The organism is Sphingopyxis sp. Root1497 (genome assembly GCF_001427085.1).
Taxonomy (GTDB): Bacteria; Pseudomonadota; Alphaproteobacteria; order Sphingomonadales; family Sphingomonadaceae; genus Sphingopyxis.
This window is the reverse complement of sequence record NZ_LMGF01000001.1, coordinates 319,237-339,244: the sequence shown is the minus strand read 5'-3', so window position 1 is coordinate 339,244 and position 20,008 is coordinate 319,237. Positions and strand designations below refer to the sequence as shown.

17 protein-coding genes and 1 pseudogene are annotated in these 20,008 nt (G+C 66.8%); 9 read left to right on the top strand and 9 right to left on the bottom strand.

Features of this window, described 5'->3' with window-relative positions:
* Position 1: 1 nt before the first annotated feature.
* The 5 genes from ASD67_RS01530 to ASD67_RS01510 all read left to right on the top strand — a co-directional run bounded on the left by ASD67_RS01530 (position 2) and on the right by ASD67_RS01510 (position 5,414).
* On the top strand, positions 2–805 hold the full coding sequence (locus tag ASD67_RS01530) for an SDR family NAD(P)-dependent oxidoreductase (RefSeq protein WP_056342217.1): 804 nt from the start codon (positions 2–4) through the stop codon (positions 803–805).
* 13 nt (positions 806–818) lie between these two features.
* The gene (locus tag ASD67_RS01525; RefSeq protein WP_056342214.1) at positions 819–1,766 is read left to right on the top strand and encodes an aldo/keto reductase family protein; all 948 of its coding nucleotides are present in this window, start codon (positions 819–821) and stop codon (positions 1,764–1,766) included.
* On the top strand, positions 1,763–2,977 hold the full coding sequence (locus ASD67_RS01520; RefSeq protein ID WP_056342211.1) for a serine hydrolase domain-containing protein: 1,215 nt from the start codon (positions 1,763–1,765) through the stop codon (positions 2,975–2,977). Before ASD67_RS01525 ends, ASD67_RS01520 begins: the two co-directional genes overlap by 4 nt.
* A gap of 21 nt (positions 2,978–2,998) precedes the next feature.
* The gene (locus tag ASD67_RS01515; protein ID WP_056342208.1) at positions 2,999–5,032 is read left to right on the top strand and encodes a 3-hydroxyacyl-CoA dehydrogenase NAD-binding domain-containing protein; all 2,034 of its coding nucleotides are present in this window, start codon (positions 2,999–3,001) and stop codon (positions 5,030–5,032) included.
* A 154-nt stretch (positions 5,033–5,186) separates the two neighbouring features.
* Positions 5,187–5,414: a hypothetical protein gene (locus ASD67_RS01510; RefSeq protein WP_235535528.1), complete on the top strand. Its 228-nt coding sequence runs from the start codon at positions 5,187–5,189 to the stop codon at positions 5,412–5,414.
* A gap of 30 nt (positions 5,415–5,444) precedes the next feature.
* Here ASD67_RS01510 and mmsB read toward each other — a convergent pair.
* The 9 genes and pseudogenes from mmsB to ASD67_RS01465 form a co-directional block, all read right to left on the bottom strand.
* Positions 5,445–6,293, bottom strand: a pseudogene (gene mmsB, locus ASD67_RS01505) (3-hydroxyisobutyrate dehydrogenase); the annotation flags it as partial.
* A 78-nt stretch (positions 6,294–6,371) separates the two neighbouring features.
* The gene (locus tag ASD67_RS01500; RefSeq protein WP_056342200.1) at positions 6,372–7,154 is read right to left on the bottom strand and encodes an enoyl-CoA hydratase-related protein; all 783 of its coding nucleotides are present in this window, start codon (positions 7,152–7,154) and stop codon (positions 6,372–6,374) included.
* A gap of 99 nt (positions 7,155–7,253) precedes the next feature.
* Positions 7,254–8,303 carry an enoyl-CoA hydratase/isomerase family protein gene (locus ASD67_RS01495; protein ID WP_056342196.1) on the bottom strand — a complete coding sequence of 350 codons (1,050 nt, stop codon included), beginning with the start codon at positions 8,301–8,303 and terminating at the stop codon, positions 7,254–7,256.
* A 180-nt stretch (positions 8,304–8,483) separates the two neighbouring features.
* Positions 8,484–9,629 carry an acyl-CoA dehydrogenase family protein gene (locus tag ASD67_RS01490; RefSeq protein ID WP_056342193.1) on the bottom strand — a complete coding sequence of 382 codons (1,146 nt, stop codon included), beginning with the start codon at positions 9,627–9,629 and terminating at the stop codon, positions 8,484–8,486.
* Entirely contained in the window at positions 9,626–10,030 is a 405-nt protein-coding gene (locus tag ASD67_RS01485; protein ID WP_235535527.1) for a RidA family protein, read from the bottom strand. Before ASD67_RS01485 ends, ASD67_RS01490 begins: the two co-directional genes overlap by 4 nt.
* The gene (locus ASD67_RS01480) at positions 10,023–10,328 is read right to left on the bottom strand and encodes an I78 family peptidase inhibitor (RefSeq protein ID WP_056342186.1); all 306 of its coding nucleotides are present in this window, start codon (positions 10,326–10,328) and stop codon (positions 10,023–10,025) included. The genes ASD67_RS01485 and ASD67_RS01480 overlap by 8 nt, the downstream gene beginning before the upstream one ends.
* A gap of 22 nt (positions 10,329–10,350) precedes the next feature.
* Positions 10,351–10,881, bottom strand: a complete 531-nt coding sequence (locus tag ASD67_RS01475) for a hypothetical protein (RefSeq protein ID WP_056342904.1) — start codon at positions 10,879–10,881, stop codon at positions 10,351–10,353.
* Between the two features lie 47 nt (positions 10,882–10,928).
* Positions 10,929–11,864 (bottom strand): polysaccharide deacetylase family protein, encoded by a 936-nt coding sequence (locus ASD67_RS01470; protein WP_235535526.1) that lies wholly within the window; start codon positions 11,862–11,864, stop codon positions 10,929–10,931.
* A 10-nt stretch (positions 11,865–11,874) separates the two neighbouring features.
* Positions 11,875–13,368 (bottom strand): CoA-acylating methylmalonate-semialdehyde dehydrogenase, encoded by a 1,494-nt coding sequence (locus ASD67_RS01465; protein ID WP_056342182.1) that lies wholly within the window; start codon positions 13,366–13,368, stop codon positions 11,875–11,877.
* A 95-nt stretch (positions 13,369–13,463) separates the two neighbouring features.
* On the opposite strand from ASD67_RS01465, the gene ASD67_RS01460 reads away from it, so the two are divergent.
* From ASD67_RS01460 to ASD67_RS01445, 4 genes are all read left to right on the top strand, one after another.
* Entirely contained in the window at positions 13,464–14,351 is an 888-nt protein-coding gene (locus ASD67_RS01460; RefSeq protein ID WP_056342901.1) for a LysR family transcriptional regulator, read from the top strand.
* A 166-nt stretch (positions 14,352–14,517) separates the two neighbouring features.
* Positions 14,518–15,306 carry an ImuA family protein gene (locus ASD67_RS01455; protein WP_056342179.1) on the top strand — a complete coding sequence of 263 codons (789 nt, stop codon included), beginning with the start codon at positions 14,518–14,520 and terminating at the stop codon, positions 15,304–15,306.
* The gene (locus tag ASD67_RS01450) at positions 15,209–16,747 is read left to right on the top strand and encodes a Y-family DNA polymerase (RefSeq protein ID WP_443028001.1); all 1,539 of its coding nucleotides are present in this window, start codon (positions 15,209–15,211) and stop codon (positions 16,745–16,747) included. The genes ASD67_RS01455 and ASD67_RS01450 overlap by 98 nt, the downstream gene beginning before the upstream one ends.
* Positions 16,744–19,998: an error-prone DNA polymerase gene (locus tag ASD67_RS01445; RefSeq protein WP_056342176.1), complete on the top strand. Its 3,255-nt coding sequence runs from the start codon at positions 16,744–16,746 to the stop codon at positions 19,996–19,998. Before ASD67_RS01450 ends, ASD67_RS01445 begins: the two co-directional genes overlap by 4 nt.
* Positions 19,999–20,008: the final 10 nt, after the last annotated feature.

The window sequence follows — 20,008 nt, the reverse complement described above, 5'->3', positions numbered from 1 at the left end:
GATGGGCGCATTGGACGGCAAGATCGCGATCATCACCGGCGCCGGTTCGGGTATCGGACGCGCGAGCGCGCTGCGCTTCGCCGCCGAGGGCGCGAAGCTGGTGCTCGGCGACAAGACCGCAGCGGTGCATGATACGGCGCAGTTGGTGAAGGACGCGGGCGGCGAGGTCGTCGCGCTCGAAATCGACGCGGGCGTCGAGGCCGATGTCGAAAAGCTGGTCGCGACCGCGAAGGACAGCTTCGGCGGGCTCGACGTGGCCTTCGCCAACGCCGGGATCATCGGCGACATGGGCGGTATTTTCGATTTCGATCCGGCCGCCTGGGCCGAGACGCTGCGCGTCAACCTGATCGGCCCGGCGCTGATGGTGAAGCATGCCGGCAAGGCGATGGTCGACCAAGGCCGCGGCGGCGCGATCGTGCTGACCGCGAGCGTCGCGGGGATCAATTCGGGCGCCGGCCCCGGCGCCTATTCGGCGTCGAAGGCGGGGGTGATCAACCTCGCCAAGACCGCCGCGCAACAGCTGACCACCAGCGGCGTGCGCGTCAACGCGATCTGCCCCGGGCTGACCGAGACGGGGATGACCAAGCCGACTTTCGACTATGCCAAGGCCAAGGAGGTCACCCACAAGCTCGGCCAGCTCAATCCGCTGAAGCGCGCCGCGCAGCCCGAGGAACTCGCCAATGTCGCGCTCTTCCTCGCAAGCGACCAGGCGAGCTATGTCAACGGACAGGCGATCGCGGTCGACGGCGGGCTGACCAGCTCGCACCCGGTGACGCGCCAGCTTCTGGGCCAGACCTCGCACTAAGGAATTTGGACGCATGAAATATCGCGAGCTCGGCGACAGCGGCATCCGCGTTTCGACGATCTGCCTCGGCAGCTGGCTCACTTACGGGGTCGGGGTCGACGACAGCGCCGGGCGCGCCTGCGTCGAGGCGGCGTTGGATGTCGGCATCAACTTCATCGACACCGCCAATGTCTATGGCCGGGGTGCTGCCGAGGAGTTTCTGGGGGAAGCGCTGAAGGGGCACGCGCGCGATTCCTATGTCCTCGCGACCAAGGCCTTTTTTCCGATGTCGGACAGCGACAAGGGACTGAGCCGGGCGCAGATCGAAAAGCAGATCGATGCCAGCCTGGCGCGGCTGAAAACCGACTATGTCGATCTCTATCAATGCCATCGCTACGATCCCGACACGCCGCTCGAGGAGACGATGGCGGCGCTGAGCGCGGTGGTGACGAGCGGCAAGGCGCGCGCGATCGGCTTTTCCGAATGGTCGCCCGAGAATATCGAGGCGGCGCTGGCGCTCGCGCCTCGCCATGTCAAATTCGTGTCGAGCCAGCCGCAATACAGCCTGCTCTATCGCCGTGCCGAGGCGAAGGTGATCCCGATCAGCATCGCGAATGGCATCGGGCAGATCGTCTGGTCGCCGCTCGCGATGGGGGTGCTCAGCGGCAAATATGCCCCCGGCGCCGAAATCCCCGCCGGCAGCCGCGCATCGGGCGAGGATGCCCATTTCATGGGTCGCTACCTGACCGACCCGGTGCTCGAAGCGGTGCAAAGGCTGAATCCGCTCGCCGACAAGGCGGGTTGCACCATGGCGCAGCTCGCCATCGCCTGGGTGCTCGCGCAGCCGGGCATCACCAGCGCGATTGTCGGCGCAAGCCGACCCGAACAGTTGCGCGAGACCGCCGCCGCGGCCGATCTGACGATCGATCCGGCGCTGCTCGCCGAGGCCGCCGCCATCCTCGAAGGAGTTCGCATTTCGTGAGTGGGTCCAAAAATCCGTGTTTCGATGCCGCGCGGCTCGACCGCATCCCCGCCTTCCTCAAGGCCAAATATGTCGACACCGGCCGCCTGCCGCATGCCGCGACCTTAGTATCGCGGCGCGGCGAGATCGTGCATCAGTCGCTCGTCGGCGAGGGCCGGCCCGGCGAGGCGCTCAAGGACGATGCGATCTTCCGCATCGCGAGCATGACCAAGCCGATCACCAGCATCGCCTTCATGATGCTGGTCGAGGAAGGCAAGGTCGCGCTTTCCGATCCGCTCACCAAATTTTGCCCCGAGTTCAAGGACACCGGCGTCTTTGTCGCGGGCGGCGGCAATGTGCCCTTCCTGACCCGCGCACCGTCGCAGCCGATCCGCATGGTCGACCTGCTGCGCCACACCGCCGGGCTGACTTACGGGTTTCAGGAGCGCACCCCCGTAGACGCCGCGTACCGCAAGGCGCGAATCGACGATTTCGACGCCGATTATACGATGGACAGCTTCATCGCGGGGCTCGCGAAAATCCCGCTGCAGTTCGACCCCGGCGCGCACTGGAACTATTCGATGGCGACCGACGTGCTCGGCGCGGTGGTCGAACGCATCGAGGGCAAGCCGTTCGCGCAGGTGCTGCAGGAGCGCATCTTCGGCCCGCTCGCCATGGTCGACACCGGCTTCAAGGTCCCCGCCGACCAGCAGCATCGGTTGACCGACTGCTATATGTTCGACCCGCAGACAAAAATGAAAGCGTTCGACAGCGGCGACAAGAGCCGCTGGGCGAAGGACCGCAGCTTCCATTCGGGCGGCGGCGGACTGGTCTCGACGCTCGCCGACTATCATCGCTTCTGCCTGATGCTGCTCGGCGGCGGGGCGCTCGACGGCGTGCGGATCATCAGCCGTAAGACGCTGGCGCTGATGACCGCGAACCATCTCGTCGGCGGCGGCGACCTCGTCCAGCATAGCGTCGGCATCTTTTCGGAGGCCGAAAATGCCGGGGTCGGCTTCGGGCTCGGCTTCGCGGTGACCGAGCAGCCGGCGCAGACGCTGACCCCCGGGTCGGTCGGCGATTATTATTGGGGCGGCATGTTCTCGACCGGCTTCTTCGTCGATCCGGTCGAAGAAATCGCGATGGTCTTCATGACCCAGCTCATGCCCTCTTCCACCTATCCCGTGCGGCGCGAGGTCAAGACCTTGATCCACGCCGCGCTCAACGACTGATCCCCATTCAAGGAGCCTGAAATGTCCGAAGAAACCCCGAACAGCGTCACGCTGGAGAAAGACGGCAATGTCGCCGTCGTCATCGTCAACAATCCGCCGGTCAACGCGCTGAGCTGGCACGTCCGCGAGGGCCTTGCCAATCACTTCGCGACCGCGCTCGCCGACGACAGCGTCGAGGCGATCGTGCTGCGCTGCGACGGCAGCACCTTCATCGCCGGCGCCGACATCAGCGAATTCGGCAAGGCCCCGCGCGGCCCCGATTTCAACGCGGTGCTCAACAGCATCGAACAGGCGACCAAGCCGGTCATCGCCGCGATCCACGGCACCGCGCTCGGCGGCGGGCTCGAAACCGCGCTCGTCTGCCATTACCGCGTCGCGGTGCCCTCGGCGAAGCTCGGCGTGCCCGAAGTCAAGCTCGGCCTGCTGCCCGGTGCCGGCGGCACCCAGCGGCTGCCGCGCGTTGTCGGCGTCGAAGCCGCGGCGACGATGGTGTCGTCCGGCGATCCGCTGCCTGCCGCCAAGGCGAAGGAACTCGGCCTCGTCGACGCGCTCGCGGACGAGGACAGCCTCGCCGCCGACGCGATCGCCTTTGCGCGTACCAAGATCGCCGACGGCCCGCGCCCGACGCGCGAACGCGCCGTGTTCGGCGACGTCGCGATCATCGAACAGCTCAAGACCGCCAATGCCAAAAAGTGGCGCGGGTTCGACGCGCCCTATGCGAACCTCGCCTGTGTGGAGGCCGCGACGCGGCTGCCGTTCGACGAGGGCCTCGCGTTCGAGCGCCAGGAATTCACCAAGCTGATGTTCGGCAGCCAGTCGGCGGCGCAGCGCCACATCTTCTTCGCCGAACGCCAGGCCGCGAAGATCGACGGCCTGCCCAAGGACACCGCGCTGCGCGACGTCAAGAAGGTCGGCGTGATCGGCGCGGGCACGATGGGCGGCGGCATCAGCATGAACTTCCTCCAGAAGGGAATCCCCGTCACCATCGTCGAGATGCAGCAGGAAGCGCTCGACCGTGGCACCGGCGTGATCCGCAAAAATTATGAGGCGTCGGCTGCCAAGGGCCGCTTCAAGCCCGAGCAGGTCGAGCAAATGATGGGCATATTGACCCCGACGCTCAACCTCGACGATCTGGCCGACTGCGACCTGATCATCGAGGCGGTCTATGAGAATATGGACGTGAAGAAGGAAATCTTCGCGAAGCTCGATACGATCGCCAAGCCCGGCGCGATCCTCGCGTCGAACACCAGCTACCTCGACATCGACGAGATCGCGACCGCGACCAGCCGTCCCGGCGACGTGCTCGGCATGCATTTCTTCTCGCCCGCCAATGTCATGAAGCTGCTGGAGGTCGTGCGCGGCGACAAGACCGCGCCCGACGCACTGGCGACGGCGATGGCGATCGGCAAGAAGATCGGCAAGGTCGCGGTGGTCGCGGGCGTGTGCGACGGCTTCATCGGCAACCGCATGCTCAAGCCGCGCCAGGTCGAGGCGATGAACCTGCTGATGGAAGGCGCGACGCCGCAGCAGATCGACAAGGTCCATGTCGATTTCGGCATGCCGATGGGCCCGTTCCAGATGAGCGATCTCGCCGGCGTCGACATCGGCTGGCACCGCGACCCGACGCGCATCGAAAGCATCCGCGACGCGCTCGCCGCCAAGGGCCGCTGGGGGCAGAAGACCGGCAAGGGCTTCTACGACTATGACGAGAAGCGCAACCCGACCCCGAGCGCCGAAGTCGCCGAGATCATCGAGGATTTCCGCCAGCAGTCGAACAAGGCGAAGCGCGAGATCAGCGACCAGGAAATCATCGAGCGCACGCTGTACCCGATGGTCAACGAAGGCGCACTGATCCTCGCCGAAGGCAAGGCGCAGCGCGCGTCGGACATCGATGTCGTGTGGATCTATGGCTATGGCTGGCCGGTCTATCGCGGCGGCCCGATGTTCTGGGCGGGGCTGGAAGGCACCGACAAGATCGTCGCGGCGCTCGAGAAGCATGGCTTCGCGGTCGCCCCGCTGCTCAAGGAAAAGGCCGAGGCGAAGAGCGGCTTCTAAAAGGCCCCTTCGCTCACGAAAGGCAGGCCGTCTGTCCCACCGCGGGGCAGGCGGCCTTTCTTTTGCCCGGGACCCGCCGCAAGCATGAGCGAAGACTTGCGATTCAGGGTTAAAGCGCTGGCAAGACCTGCCGTTAGGGCAGAGCATGAATGCCATGTCGCTGCTCGCTATCCTGCTGCTCACCGGAAGCACGGCCGCCTCGGCGCCGGTCGCGACGCCGCAAGCGAGCGCGGTCGGCATCGCGCGGGCGCGAATCATCGCGCCGGCGGAAGTGCGGCGGGTCGATGGGCGGCTGGAAGTTCGCACGGGCGACCGTAAGGCACCGACGCAGGTGCATCGCGGCGAACGGAAGGATGGCGGCGAGACCGCGGATTTTTACTAAGCCGCTCCTCCCCGTTGGGGGAGGATCGCGTCAGCCCTGCAAGGTCTGGATAATCGCCGAAAAGTCGCGGCCGTCCTTGTCGGCCTCGACAAACGCCTCATAGAGTTCGCGCGCCTTCGATCCCATCGGAACATCGGCGTCGACGCTCGCCGCCGCCTCCATCGCGAGGCGCAGGTCCTTGAGCATCAGCGCCGCCGCGAAACCGCCCGCATAGCCATTGTCGGCGGGGGTCACCGGGCCGACGCCGGGCAGCGGCGCGTAACTGGTCAGCGACCAGCACTGCCCCGACGACACGCTGGCGATGTCGAAGAATTTCTGCGGATCGAGCCCGAGCTTCTGCGCCAGCGCGAGGCTTTCGCAGGTCGCGATCATCGAGGCGCCGAGGAGCATGTTGTTGCAGATCTTCGCGCCCTGCCCCGCGCCCGCGTCGCCGGCATGGATTACCGCCTTGCCCATGAGGGCAAGGATCGGTTCGGCGCGCGCGAAGCCGTCGTCGGTGCCGCCGACCATGAAGGTCAGCGTGCCGGCGTTGGCGGCGGCAATGCCACCCGACACCGGGGCATCGACCGCAACGAGGCCCCTGGCGGTCGCGGCTTCGATATTGGCGCGCGCCGTCGCGACGTCGATCGTCGAACAGTCGAGGAGCAAGGTGCCGGGTGCGGCGTTTGGGAAGACCTCGCTTTCATAGACCGAGGCGACATGCTTGCCCGCAGGAAGCATGGTGACGACGGCTTCGGCGCCGGTGACGGCTTCGGCGGTCGAGGCTGCCCGCGTGCAACCCGCCTCAACGGCGCGCGCGAGCGCTTCCTCGCTGAGGTCGAAAGCGCGGACCTCATGTCCCGCTTTCGCCAAGTTCGCGGCCATACCGCCGCCCATATTNCTGTCCCGAATATTGCACTGTCGGAGAGCCAACAGGCCCTCCCCTAACCCCTCCCGCAAGCGGGAGGGGGACTTGGACTACCGCCCCTTCCACACGCCTTCGCGCTTTTCGATAAACGCCGCCATGCCTTCGGCCTTGTCCTCGGTCGCGGCGAGGATCTGGAACAGGCGGCGTTCGTAGATCAGCCCCTGGTCGAGCGTCGTCTCATAGGCGGCGTTGACCATGTCCTTGTTCACCATCGCGGCCATCGGCGGCATGCTTGCGATCGCGGTGGCGGTCTTGAGGGCTTCCTCAAGCAGGTTTTCATGGCTCACGACGCGCGCGACGAGGCCCGAGCGTTCGGCCTCGGCACCGTCCATCATCCGGCCGGTCAGGCACATTTCCATCGCCTTCGCCTTGCCGACCGCGCGGGTCAGCCGCTGCGAGCCGCCCATGCCGGGGGCGACGCCGAGCTTGATTTCGGGCTGGCCGAATTTCGCTTTCTCCGACGCGATGATGAAGTCGGCCATCATCGCGAGTTCGCAGCCGCCGCCGAGCGCGAAACCGTTGACCGCGGCGATCCACGGCTTGCGGACCTTCTTCACGAAGTCGCTCGTCCATTTCGAGAAGAAATCTTCGAGGTAGAAATCGGCGGCGGGCTTGTCGGCCATTTCCTTGATGTCGGCGCCCGCAGCGAACGCCTTGTCGCCCGATCCGGTGAGCACCGCGCAGCGCTGGCTGTCGTCGGCTTCGAACGCCGCAAAGGCCGCGATCAGGTCATCGAGCACGCCCGAGTTCAGCGCGTTCAGCGCCTGCGGACGGTTCAGCGTGACGAGCGTCACCGCGCCCTTTTGTTCGACGAGGATGGTTTCGTAGGTCATTCGGTAATCTCCGGATTTTCGTCATGCCGGACTTGATCCGGCATCCCGCTTTACGACGCTGAAGAAGCGGGACCCCGGATCAAGTCCGGGGTGACGAGGTTAAGCGAGGGGTTTCCATTCTTCTTCGGCAGGCAGCGGCGCGAAGATCGTGGCGATCAGATCGTCGCCGACGCCTTCGGGCGTCGCGGGATTCCATTGGGGGGCATTGTCTTTCTCGACGATCACCGCGCGCACGCCCTCGGCGAAGTCGGGGCGGGTCAGGACGCGGCTGCCGATACGATATTCCATCGCCATGTTGGCGGCGAAATCGGGCAAATCGAGACTGTCTGCCAGCTGGCGCAGCGCGACCTTGCATGTCTGCGGGCTTTTGGTGCGCAGCGCCGCGAGTTCCTTCGCCGCCCATTCGCCGTCGTCGGCCTCGAGCGCGGCGAAGATATCTTCGAGCCGGTCCGATGCGAAGAGCCGGTTGATCAAGGGAATCTGCGCCGCGATCTTCGCCTCGGGCGGGGTCACCGACAGCTCACCTAAGATGCCGCCAATGCGGTCGGGGTGCTCGGCGATGCGCGCCTTGGCCTCGGTCAGCTTGTCCGCCGGGAGATAATGGGTCGCGAGACCGAGCGCGAGGCATTCGGCGCCGTCGAGCCGTGCGCCGGTGAGCGCGAGGAAGGGACCCACGCGGCCTTCGAGCCGCGAGAGATACCAGCCGCCGCCGACGTCGGGGAACAGGCCGATGCCGGTTTCGGGCATCGCGAGGCGTGTGTTCTCAGTCGCGACGCGATAGCGGGCGGGCAGCGAAATCCCGACCCCGCCGCCCATCGTAATGCCGTCCATGAAGGCGACGACGGGCTTGGCGTAAGTGAAGAGCAGATGGTTGAGCCGATATTCGTCGTGGAAGAAACGGCGCCCCGAGACGCCGTCGTCGGTCAGCGCCGAATTGCGCAGGAAGGCGATGTCGCCCCCGGCGCAAAAGCCGCGGCCCTCGCTGTGATCGATCAGCACCGTCTGCACGTCGGCATCGTCTTTCCATGCGACGAGCGCGTCGGTCATGGCATGCACCATGTCGAGATTGAGCGCGTGGATCGCCTTGGGGCGGTTGAGCGACAGCCGGCCCGCGCCGCCTTCGGTCGAGATGAGAATATCTTCGGTCATTCACCCTCACAAACCTTCTCCCATTGGGAGAAGGATATCGAAGCCTTACCGCTGAAAGCGGTTAGGCGGAGTTGGACGAGGGGTTACGCCCTGTCGATGGCGCACCGCCCCTCACCCAGCTACGACTAGCCAGCAAGCTGGCAAGTCTGCGCAACCCTCTCCCGACGGGAGAGGGGATAACTACTGCCGCAGCAGGTCCCGTCCGACGATCATCCGCATGACCTGGTTGGTGCCTTCGAGGATCGAATGGACGCGCAGGTCGCGCCAGAAACGCTCGATCGGATAATCGCGCAGATAGCCATAACCGCCGAACAATTGCAGCGCGTCGTTGACGATCTTGCTGCCGTTATCGGTCGCGAGCCGCTTCGCCATCGCCGAGAAGCGCGATTTGTCGGGGGCGTTCGCGGTGACCTTCGCCGCCGCGAGATAGAGCAAGGCGCGCGAGGCTTCGAGGTCGGTCGCCATGTCGGCGAGCATGAACTGAGTGTTCTGGAAATCGGCGATCGGCTGGCCGAACTGCTGTCGGTCCTTGGTATAGGCGATCGCCTCGTCGAGGCAGCGCTGCGCCCCGCCCAAGGAGCAGGCGCCGATGTTGAGGCGACCGCCGTCGAGCCCCGCCATCGCGAAGCGGAAGCCGTCGCCCTCGGCACCGACGAGATTCTCGGCGGGCACGCGGCAATCCTCGAAGATCACCTGCGCGGTCGGCGAGGCATTCCAGCCGAGCTTCTTCTCGGGCGCACCGAAGCTCAAACCCGGCGTATCCTTTTCGATGACGAGGCAGCTGATCCCCTTCGACTTTTCCTCGCTGGTGCGCACCATGCAGACATAGATGTCGTTATACCCCGCACCCGAGATGAACTGCTTGGTGCCGTTGAGCACATAATGATCGCCATCGCGTTTCGCCGTGGTCTTGAGCGCCGCGGCGTCGGAGCCCGAACCCGGTTCGGTCAGGCAATAGCTGGCGATCTTCTCCATGCTGACGAGGTCGGGCAGGAAGCGCGCCTTGATCTCGGCGCCGCCGAAGCGGTCGATCATCCACGTTGCCATATTGTGGATCGACACATAGGCGCTGGTCGCGGGGCAGCCATAGGCCATCGCCTCCATGATCAGCGCCGCCTCCATCCGGCCGAGCCCGATGCCGCCCGATTCCTCCGCGACATAAATCGCGCCGAAACCCAGTTCGCCCGCCGCCTTCCACACATCGACGGGATAATGGCTTTTCTCGTCCCATTCGGCGGCGAAGGGCGTGATGCGATCGGCGGTGAACTTGCGCGCCATGTCCTGGATGGCGAGCTGGTCGTCGGTAAGCTGGAACTGGTCGGTCATGCGCTCTTCTCGATAAGGATGGCTTCGGCTTCGATTTCGACTTTCCACTCGGGGCGGATCAGCGCGGGGATGACGAGCATCGTCGATGCGGGGCATATATCGCCGAACATCGCGCCATGCGCGCGGCCGACAAGGTCGGCGTCGGCGGGGTCGGTGATATACATGCGCGTGCGCACGACGTCGGCGGGCGACCCGCCGAGCGCCGCGAGTGCTTCGGCGATAATCGTCAGGCAGCGTGCGGCCTGCGCCCCGGCATCGCCGGGGGTCGACGAGCCGTCGGCTTCGATCGGCGCGCAGCCGGCGACGTCGATGCGATTCCCCACCCGAACCGCACGGCTGTAGCCGTAGACCGGTTCGAACGGCGAAGCCGAGCTGTGATTGCGACGACCGGCTTCAGCCACAGCTGATCCGCTCGATCTTGAGCGCATCGTCGTAGGAGACGGTGAGCCGGTCGGGGCGGAAGTCCATCGTCACCGCGGTGCGCGGCGGCACCCAGCGCAGCGTCGTCGCGCCGCTGCCCTTAAGCAGCTGGCCGCCAACCTCGGCGGTCGCGGTCTGGCCGACCAGCGACTGGACCGCGTCGGCGTTGCACATCGCCTCGCTCGGCGGCGTGGCGGGAGCCGGCCCGGCTTCGGAACCCGCGCTTGCACAGGCGGTGAGCGGCAACAGCGCGGCGGCGGCGATCCAGCGAATGTCCATCTTTCGTCTCCCTATCAAGGCATCAGCCACAGCGCGTATAGCGCATCGGCCCGGCGGCGGCACCCTCGCCATAGTCGCGGCGGATCAGCACTTTCCCGCCGTCCTGCGCGTCGAGGATCATCAGCCGGTCCCAGTCCATCCCTTCGCCGCTGAATTTATAGTCGGCGACGATGCGGGTCGCGCCGCGCTCGCGCACCCGCGCGAGTTCGCCGTGCGATTCGTGGAAGCGCAGGTTCGCGGCGTCGATCACCAGCGCGGTGAGGTCGGTGCCGGGACGCTTGGGGCAGTCGCTGGCGTCGAGCGCCCAGCGCCCCTGGATCGCGGCGGGGATCGCCTTGTCGCCGCTGCCGATGCCCGCTTCGGGCGCGGCGGGCGGCTTGATCGCCGGGTCGGGCTTATAGTCTTCCTCCACCGCCGGTGTTTTAGTCGGGGCGGCGGGAGCGACCGAAGCCTCTGGCGCGACGCTCGCCTTTTCCTCGGGCGCGGCCTTGTCGGTCGCATCGCCGCAGGCGGCGAGCATCAACACACCAAGGGGGAGCAGATAGGCTTTCATCGTCATTCTCCTTCGCGAGGAGAAATGCGCGGGCGCCGGGAGCGGTTTCATTCGCCGCCCCCTTCGTGAAGCACTTGCTTGTTGAATTCGGCGGTCGCGAGCGCGGTGTCGTTGTAGCGATACCAGCGCGGTGCGGGCAGCCCGGCCTGCCAGGCCAGCGCCTCGGTCAGCGTGCCCTGCGCCGAGGGGGTGTCGGGCATCAGCGCGCCGATCGGATCGGCATAAGCGGTGTCGGCGCTGACCACGGTCCAGCCCGCCCCCCGCAGCGCGCGGACAAGGTCGCCGATATAGAGTGCGGCCAAGTCGGTTTCGTGGAGGAGCATCATCTGCACCGGCTGGCGCCCGATGACCTGCCGCATCAGCCCGTCGGCATAGTCGGCGGCCTCGACATGCCAGGTGACATAGAGGTCACCGAGTGCCGCGCGGTCGATCGGCTTGCCGGCCTTGGCCGCCGCGATCGTCAGCGATTCGAGATGCCAGTCCGACGATTCGGCGGTGACATAGCCATTCTTCAACCCGCGCGCCGCGAGTCCCGCACGCAGCGCGTCTCGCTTGACCTTGTCCTTGCCGCCCTCATCGAGGAACGGAAAGCGGAACCACGGGCGATAGCCGGGGCGCCCCTTCAGCCATACCTCGGCGGCGTCGATGTCGGCGAGATAGGCCTCCGCCGTCATGCCGCTCAGATGCGGGTGGCTGTTGCTGTGGTTGGCGATGACATGCCCGGCGGCGACATAGGCCGCAAGCTGCGCCTCGCCATTGATCCCGTCGCCGCGCCCGATCGCCGCCGGATTGACGAAAAAGACCGCCTGCGGCGCCTCCGCTTTTTTCAGTTCGGCGATGATGCGCGCCGTGCGCTCTTCGGGCGTGAAGAAAGCCCCGCGCCCGCGCGGCGCGTCGTCGAACGACAGCGCGATCATCTTCTGCGCCGCCGCCGGAACCGGCAGCAGCAACAGAATCAGCAGAGGCAGGAACAGCCGCCGCAACAAGGCGGTGTCAGCCCATCGTCGGGATGACGAAAGCATTGCCGCCGTCGGGCGATCCGTCGGGCCAGCGCGCGGTGATCGTCTTGACCTTGGTCCAGAATTTCACGCCTTCCATGCCGTGCTGGTTGGTGTCGCCGAACGCCGAGCGCTTCCAGCCGCCGAAGCTGTGATAAGCGACGGGCACCGGGATCGGCACGTTGATGCCGACCATGCCGACGTTGACCCGCGCCGCGAATTCGCGCGCGGCATGGCCGTTGCGCGTGAAGATCGCGACGCCATTGCCATATTGATGCTTCGAGGGCAGCGACAGCGCGGTTTCGAAATCGGGGGCGCGGACGATCTGCAGCACCGGGCCGAAAATCTCTTCCTTGTATGATTCCATGTCGGTGGTGACATGGTCGAACAGGGTCGGGCCGATGAAGAAGCCCTTTTCATGCCCCTGCAGCGAAAAGCCGCGACCATCGACGACCAGTTCGGCGCCCTCGTCGGCGCATGTCTGGATCCAGCCCTCGACCTTTTCCTTGTGCGCCTGCGTCACCACCGGGCCATAATGCGCCTCGGCATCGGTCGACACGCCGACGCGCAACGCCTCGATCGCGGGGATCAGCTTGGCCTTGAGCCGCTCGGCGGTGTCGTCGCCGACGGGGACGACGACGGGCAGCGCCATGCAGCGCTCGCCCGCCGAGCCGAAGGCGGCGCCCGCGAGGTCGTTCACGACCTGGTCGAGATCGGCGTCGGGCATGACGATGCCATGGTTCTTCGCGCCGCCCATCGCCTGCACGCGCTTGCCGTTGGCGACGCCGCGGTTGTAGACATAATGGGCGATGTCCGACGAGCCGACGAAGCTGACCGCGCCGATATCGGGATGGTCGAGGATCGCGTCGACCATTTCCTTGTCGCCATGGACGACCTGGCAGATGCCCGCGGGCAGCCCGGCCTCGAGGAAGAGTTCGGCGAGGCGGACGGGGACCGAGGGGTCGCGCTCGCTGGGCTTGATCAGGAAGGCGTTGCCGGTCGCGATCGCGACGCCGGACATCCACAGCGGGATCATCGCGGGGAAGTTGAACGGAGTGATGCCCGCGCCGATGCCGATTGGCTGGCGCATCGAATAGACGTCGATGCCGGGGCCGGCGCCCTGCGTATATTCGCCCTTGAGCACATGCGGGATGCCGCAGCAGAATTCGATGACCTCGAGCCCGCGCTGGATGTCGCCCTTCGAATCGGCGATCACTTTGCCATGCTCGCTCGACAGCAGGTGCGCGAGTTCGTCCATATTGGCTTCGACGAGGCGCTTGAATTCGAACATCACGCGCGCGCGGCGCTGCGGGTTGGTCGCGGCCCAGCCGGGCTGCGCGGCCTTTGCCGCGGCGACCGCCTTGTCGAGCAGCGCCGCGTCGCCCAAAGCGACCTCGGCCTGCACGTTGCCGTTGTTGGGGTCGAAGATCGGGCTGCGGCGGCTGCTGCCACCGGCGCCGCCGACGATAAGATGGTCGATCTGTCGCATGGTCTATCTCCCAAAAATGTTGCGCCTTCCACAGACCAAGCGCGCCGCGATTGCAAGGGATAGACTTGCAGGGCATTGCTGCATATTTGCAGGCCATGGACTGGGACAAGCTGCAATATTTCCTGACTGTCGCGCAGCAGGGCACCCTCGCGCGCGCCGGGGCGGCGCTGCAGGTCGACGCTACGACGGTCAGCCGGCAGGTGAGCGCGCTCGAGGCGGGGTTGCAACAGACATTGTTCGAACGCGCGCCGGGCGGTTTCCTGCTCACGGCGGCCGGCCGCGCGCTCGTCCCGCATGCCGAGGCGATGGCGGCGGCGGCGGCGCGCATCCGCTCGGCCGGCGACGGCGGCGCGGCGCTGTCGGGGCAATTGCGGATCAGCGTGTCCGAAGGGTTCGGGGGCAATTTCATCGCGCCGCGCCTCGCGGGTTTCGTCGCCGCGCATCCCGAGCTCGAGATCGACCTCGTCGCCTCGTCGGGGTTTTTGAACCCGTCGCGGCGCGAGGCCGATATGGCGGTGCTGCTCGCGCGGCCGCGAAAAGGCCCGCTGATCACGCGCAAATTGTCGGACTACAGCCTCGGCCTCTATGCGCCCGCCGACCGCACCGACTGGCAAGCGGCGGTCGCCGCGACCCCGCTGTCGCGCGCCGGGGTGCCGGTGATCGGCTATGTGCCCGACATCCTCTACGCCCCCGAACTTGACTATCTGGGCGAGATCGAACCCGGCCTGCGCGCCGCGGTGCGCTCGTCGAGCATTCTCGCGCAAAGGCGGATGATCGCGGGCGGCGCCGGGGTCGGGGTTTTGCCCTGCTTCCTCGCCGCGAACGACCCGGCGCTGGTGCGGGTGCGGCCCGACCAGGTCATCGCGCGCGCCTTCTGGCTCGCGCTCCACCGCGACGTCGCCCCGCAACCGCGCATCCGCGCCTTCATCGACTGGCTCGATGGCGAGGTGCGCGAGAGCCGGGGGTTGTTCGTTCCGGATTAGCCTCTTTCGTCATTGCGAGCGAAGCGAAGCAATCCAGAGCGGTTTACGCACGCCCTGGATTGCCGCGTCGCCTTCGGCTCCTCGCAATGACGATGGAAATCACAAACCCTGACTCGTCTTGACAAGCGCTGCCCCAAAAGCGCTAATAGAACAAATCAGGAACATCATGCCCCACGAGTCGCACCCACATATCGCCGGCCTGCGTCGGCGTCTCGCCCGGATCACCGGCGAGGCCGAACCGCGTGGGCCAATCGCGGGGCGGCTGGCGAGCGGGCATGCGGACTTCGACGCCGCGCTCGGCGGCGGGCTCGCGACGGGCCGCGTGCATGAATTCTTCGCCGCCGACGCACTCGACGCGACCAGCGCCGCCGCCTTCGCCGCGCTGCTCGCGCTGCGCCTGCCCGGCCCGGCGCCACTGGTCTGGCTGCGCACCGCCGATGCGGGCCGGCGCGGCGGGCAACTCTATGCGCCCGGCATCGCCGAACTTGGCGGCGATCCCGACCGGCTGCTGCTGATTGAGGCGCCCGATCCCAAATTGTTGCTCGCCTGCGCCAATGATGCGATCCGCTGCGCCGGATCGGCGGCGGTGATCGTCGAAAGCTGGGGCAAATTCCCGCTGCTCGACCTGACCGCGGAGCGGCGGCTCGCGCTCGGCGCGCGCGATGCGGGAACCACATTGCTGATGCTGCGGCTGAACGCGGTCCCCAGCGCAAGCGTCGCCGAAACGCGCTGGAGCGTCGCCGCCGCGCCGTCGCGCGAACTGGAAGCCCATGCGCCGGGCGCTCCCGCCTTCGACCTCGAACTGCTGCGCTGGCGCGGCGGCGCCGCCGGCGGACGCTGGCAAATGGAATGGCATCATGATGAACAAGCCTTTGGCGAAGCGGCGCTATCTGGCGCTGTTCTTCCCTTGGCTGCCCGCCGAGCGATGGCTTCGCTCGGCGCCGCTGCCGCCTGACGCCCCGCTCGTCTTCGCCGAGAAGGCGCGCGGTGCGCTCCGCCTTGCGAGCCTCGACCGCGCAGCGCAGGCGGTCGGGCTCGCCCCCGGCATGCCGCTCGCCGACGCGCGCGCGCGCGCGCCCGACCTGCTGGTCATCGCCCACGACCCGGTCGCCGATGCCGCCTGGCTCGACCGGCTCGCGCTCGGCTGCAATCGCTATACCCCGCTCGTGGCGATCGACGCCCCCGACGGGCTGATCCTCGACATCGCCGGGGCCGAGCATCTGTTCGGCGGTGAGGCCGAACTAATCGACGATCTGGAAATGCGTCTGTCACGCCTCGGCATGAGTGTCCGCCCCGCGCTCGGCCCGACCGCCGACGCGGCGCGCGCGCTCGCGCGCTACCAGACGCGCCCCGCCCCCGACGAGGATCAGGCGGTGCGGCGCCTGCCCGTCGCGGCGCTCGAACTCGAAGCCGAGGCGACGACCGCGCTGATCCGCGCCGGGCTCAAGACGATCGGCGACCTCGCGAGCCGCCCGATGGCGAATATCGCCGCGCGTTTTGACGCCGAGGCCGCGAATGCGCTGCGCCGCATCCTCGGCGACGCGCCGAGCCCGCTCGACCCGCGTATCGCGCCGCCGCCGGTCGCGACCGAACGCCGCTTCGCCGAACCGCTCGGCAGCAGCGCGCATGCGACCAAAGTGCTGGCCGAGCTGGTGGACGAGGCGATGAAGGGTCTGGGCGAGCGCGGCAAGGGTGGGCGCCATTTCCGCGCGACTTTTTTTCGCAGCGACGGACTCGCGCGCGCCATCGCGATCGAGACCGGGCATCCAACGCGCGACACCGCACTGGTGATGCGCCTGTTCGCCGAGCGGATGGACAGCCTCGCCGACCCGCTCGACCCCGGTTTCGGTTTCGACATGATCCGTCTCGCGGTGCCGCGGCTCGAGGCGATGGGCGCGACGCAATTGAAGCTCGAAGGCGGCGCGGTGCGCGATGCGAAGATGGACGAACTCGTCGACCGGATGACGACGCGGCTGGGCCGCGTCCGCGTCCGGCGCCTGATCGCCGCCGACACCCATATCCCCGAACAGGCGCAGCTCGCGCTGCCCGCGATCGACGCGCCGTCGCCCGAGCCCTGGCAGGCGCCCGAACCCGGCGAGCCGCCGACGCGGCCCTTCCACCTGTTCGACCCGCCGCAGCCGATCGAGGTGATCGCCGAGGTCCCCGACGGCCCGCCGCACCAGTTCCGCTGGCGACGGCAGGCGCATGCGGTGCGCCGCTACGAAGGCCCCGAACGCATCGCCGCCGAATGGTGGCGCCGCCGCGACAACGCCGGGCTGACCCGCGACTATTACCGCGTCGAGGATGCCCAAGGCCGCCGCTTCTGGCTGTTCCGTCACGGGCTGTACGAAGAGAAGGAGCATCCGCTCTGGTATATCCACGGGGTGTTCGCATGAGCGAGACACCCGCCTTTGCCGAGCTGGTCGCGGCGACCAACTACAGCTTCCTGCGCGGCGCGTCGCACCCCGCCGACATGGTCGCGCGCGCGCTCAATCTCGGCATGCCCGGCATCGGTATCGCCGACCGCAACAGTGTCGCGGGAGTGGTGCGGGCTTGGGCGTTCCTGAAGGAGTTGCGGGTCAAAGGAGACGCCAAGGCGCGGGATTTTAAGCTGGCCGTCGGTGCACGCCTCGTCTTCGCCGACGGCACCCCCGATATCGTCGCCTATCCGGTCAGCCGCCACGGCTGGGGCCGGCTGACGCGGCTGCTATCGACCGGCAATCTGCGCGCACAAAAAGGCGACTGCACCCTCTATCTGGACGATCTGCTGGAGCAGTGCGACGATCTGCTGCTGATCGCGATGGAGGGTGACGAAGCACTGCTCCGTACGCTCAAGCGCAAGCGACCCAAGTCGCTGTGGCTGGCGGCGGCGATGCCCCAATCGGGCGCCGACGCGCGCCGCTTGGCCGAACTCCAGCGGCTATCGGTAGCGACCGGTGTTCCGCTGCTCGCAACCAATGACGCGCTTTACGCTACCGCCGCGCAACGCCCGCTTCACGACATCGTTACCTGCATCCGCGAAGGCGTGACCCTCCAGAAGGCGGGCAAGCTGCTCCGCGCCAATGGTGAGCGCCATCTCAAAGCGCCCGTCGAAATGAAGCGGCTGTTCGGCGGCTATCACAAAGCGATCGAGCAAAGCGCCAAACTGCTGGGTCGCATCCGATTCGACCTTGAAGATCTGCGCTACGAATATCCGCACGAGCCGGTGCCGCCCGGCTGGAAGCCCTTTCCCTATCTCCACCATCTGGTGACGAGCGCGGCGAAGAAGCGGTACGGCACGCCTCTTCCCCCCAAGGTCCGCGCACTTGTCGGCAATGAATTGCGGCTGATCCGAAGGCGGAGTTACGTCTATTATTTCCTGACCGTCCACGACCTCGTCCGCTTCGCACGCAAAAAAGAGCCTCCGATCCTTTGCCAAGGCCGTGGGTCGGCCGCCAATTCGATCGTCTGCTTCCTGCTCGGCGTCACTTCGGTCGATCCGATGAAGCACGACCTGCTCTTCTCGCGCTTCGTTTCGGCCGAACGCGACGAGCCCCCCGATATCGACGTCGATTTCGAGCATGAACGGCGCGAAGAGGTCATCCAATATATCTATGACCGCTATACGCGCGATCGCGCCGCGATCGCCGCGACCGTCATCCATTACCGCCCGCGCAGCACGATCCGCGAGGTCGGTAAGGCGTTGGGGCTCAGCGAAGACGTCACCGCGCGGCTCGCCGATACCAGCTGGGGCAGCTGGGGCGACGAGGTGCCGGTCGAACGGCTCGCCGAAGCCGGGCTCAATCCGCATAATGGCGAGATCGAGCGGCTGCACCGCTTTGTCGGCGAGCTACTGAAGGCCCCGCGCCACCTGTCGCAGCATGTCGGCGGTTTCGTGCTGACCGAAGGGCGGCTCGACGAGCTGGTGCCGATCCACAATGCCGCGATGGAGGACCGCACCTTCATCGAATGGGACAAGGACGATATCGACGCACTCGGGCTGATGAAGGTCGACGTGCTCGCGCTCGGTATGCTGACCTGCATCCGCAAATGCTTCGACCTGATGCGCGAGCATGGTCTCGGCGACCACACGCTCGAGGTCGACATCGATTGCGACGACCCGGAAGTCTATGGCATGCTGTGCAAGGGCGACAGCATCGGCGTCTTTCAGGTCGAAAGCCGCGCGCAGATCAACATGCTGCCGCGCCTCCGCCCCGAAGTCTTCTATGACCTGGTCGTGCAGGTCGCGATCGTGCGCCCGGGGCCGATCGAAGGCGACATGGTCCATCCCTATCTGCGGCGGCGGTGCGGCGAGGAGCCGGTCGAATTTCCGGAACCGGCACCGCCACATCCGCCCGATGAACTACACGACGTCCTCGGCAAGACCTTCGGCGTTCCGCTGTTTCAGGAGCAGGCGATGAAGCTGGCGATGGTCGCGGCCGACTTTTCCCCCGAAGAAGCGAACGGCCTGCGGCGCGCCATGGCGACCTTCCGCAATGTCGGCACCATCGAGAATTTCCGTGAGAAGATGATCGGCGGCATGGTGCGGCGGGGCTATACGCAGGATTTCGCCGAGCGCTGTTTCAAGCAGATCGAGGGTTTTGGCAGCTATGGTTTCCCCGAAAGCCATGCCCAATCCTTCGCGCGGCTCGTCTATGTCTCGTCATGGATCAAGCATTATCACCCCGCCGTCTTCGCCTGCGGCATCCTCAATTCGCAGCCGATGGGCTTCTATGCCCCCGCGCAGCTGGTGCGCGATGCGCGCGAGCATGGGGTCGAGGTGCGCGCGGTCGATGTCAATTTCAGCACCTGGGACAACAGCCTCGAACGGCGCGATGATGGCAGCCTCGCGCTGCGCCTCGGCTTTCGGCAGGTCGACGGATTTCGCGAGGCGTGGGCGGAGCAGATCGTCGGTGCCCGCACCGCCCCCTTCGCCTCGGTCGAGGAACTTGCCCGCCGCGCCGCGCTCCCATCGCGCGCGCTGCGCCTGCTGGCCGAGGCGGATGCATGCAATTCGATGGGGCTCGAACGGCGCCCCGCGCTGTGGGATGCACGGCGGGTGCGGCAGGGGGTGTTGCCCTTGTTCGGCGCCGCCGAAGCCGACGAGCTCGGCGCCGAGGATGACGCGCAGCTGCCGCCAACGCCGATGGTTGAACAGGTGCTCACCGATTACCAGACGACGCGGCTGTCGCTGAAGGGGCATCCAATGGCTTTCCTGCGCCCCGATTTCGAGCGCGAGGGGGTGTTGAGCGCGGCGGGGATCGCGGCGGCGAAAAATGGCGCGCTCGTCCGCACCGCCGGCGTCGTTCTGATCCGCCAGCGCCCCGGCAAGGGCAATGCGATCTTCATCACGCTCGAGGATGAGGGGGGGATCGTCAACGTCCTGCTCTGGGCGCGCCAGTTCGAGCGCTATCGCCGTGCCGTCATGGCGTCGCGGTTGATGGAGGTTGCGGGCGAGGTACAGCGGAGCAAGGAGGGAGTCGTTCATCTGATGGCGAACCGCATCGTCGATCGCACCGCGCTGCTCGACACGCTGGCCAGCGACCGGCATTTCGAGCCCGAGCTATGCCGCGCCGACGAGGTCGCGCATCCGCAGCAACCGCGCGGGCTTCGACATGGCCATCCGCGCGATGTCCGCATCCTGCCCAAGTCGCGGGATTTTCATTGATGCGCGCGGT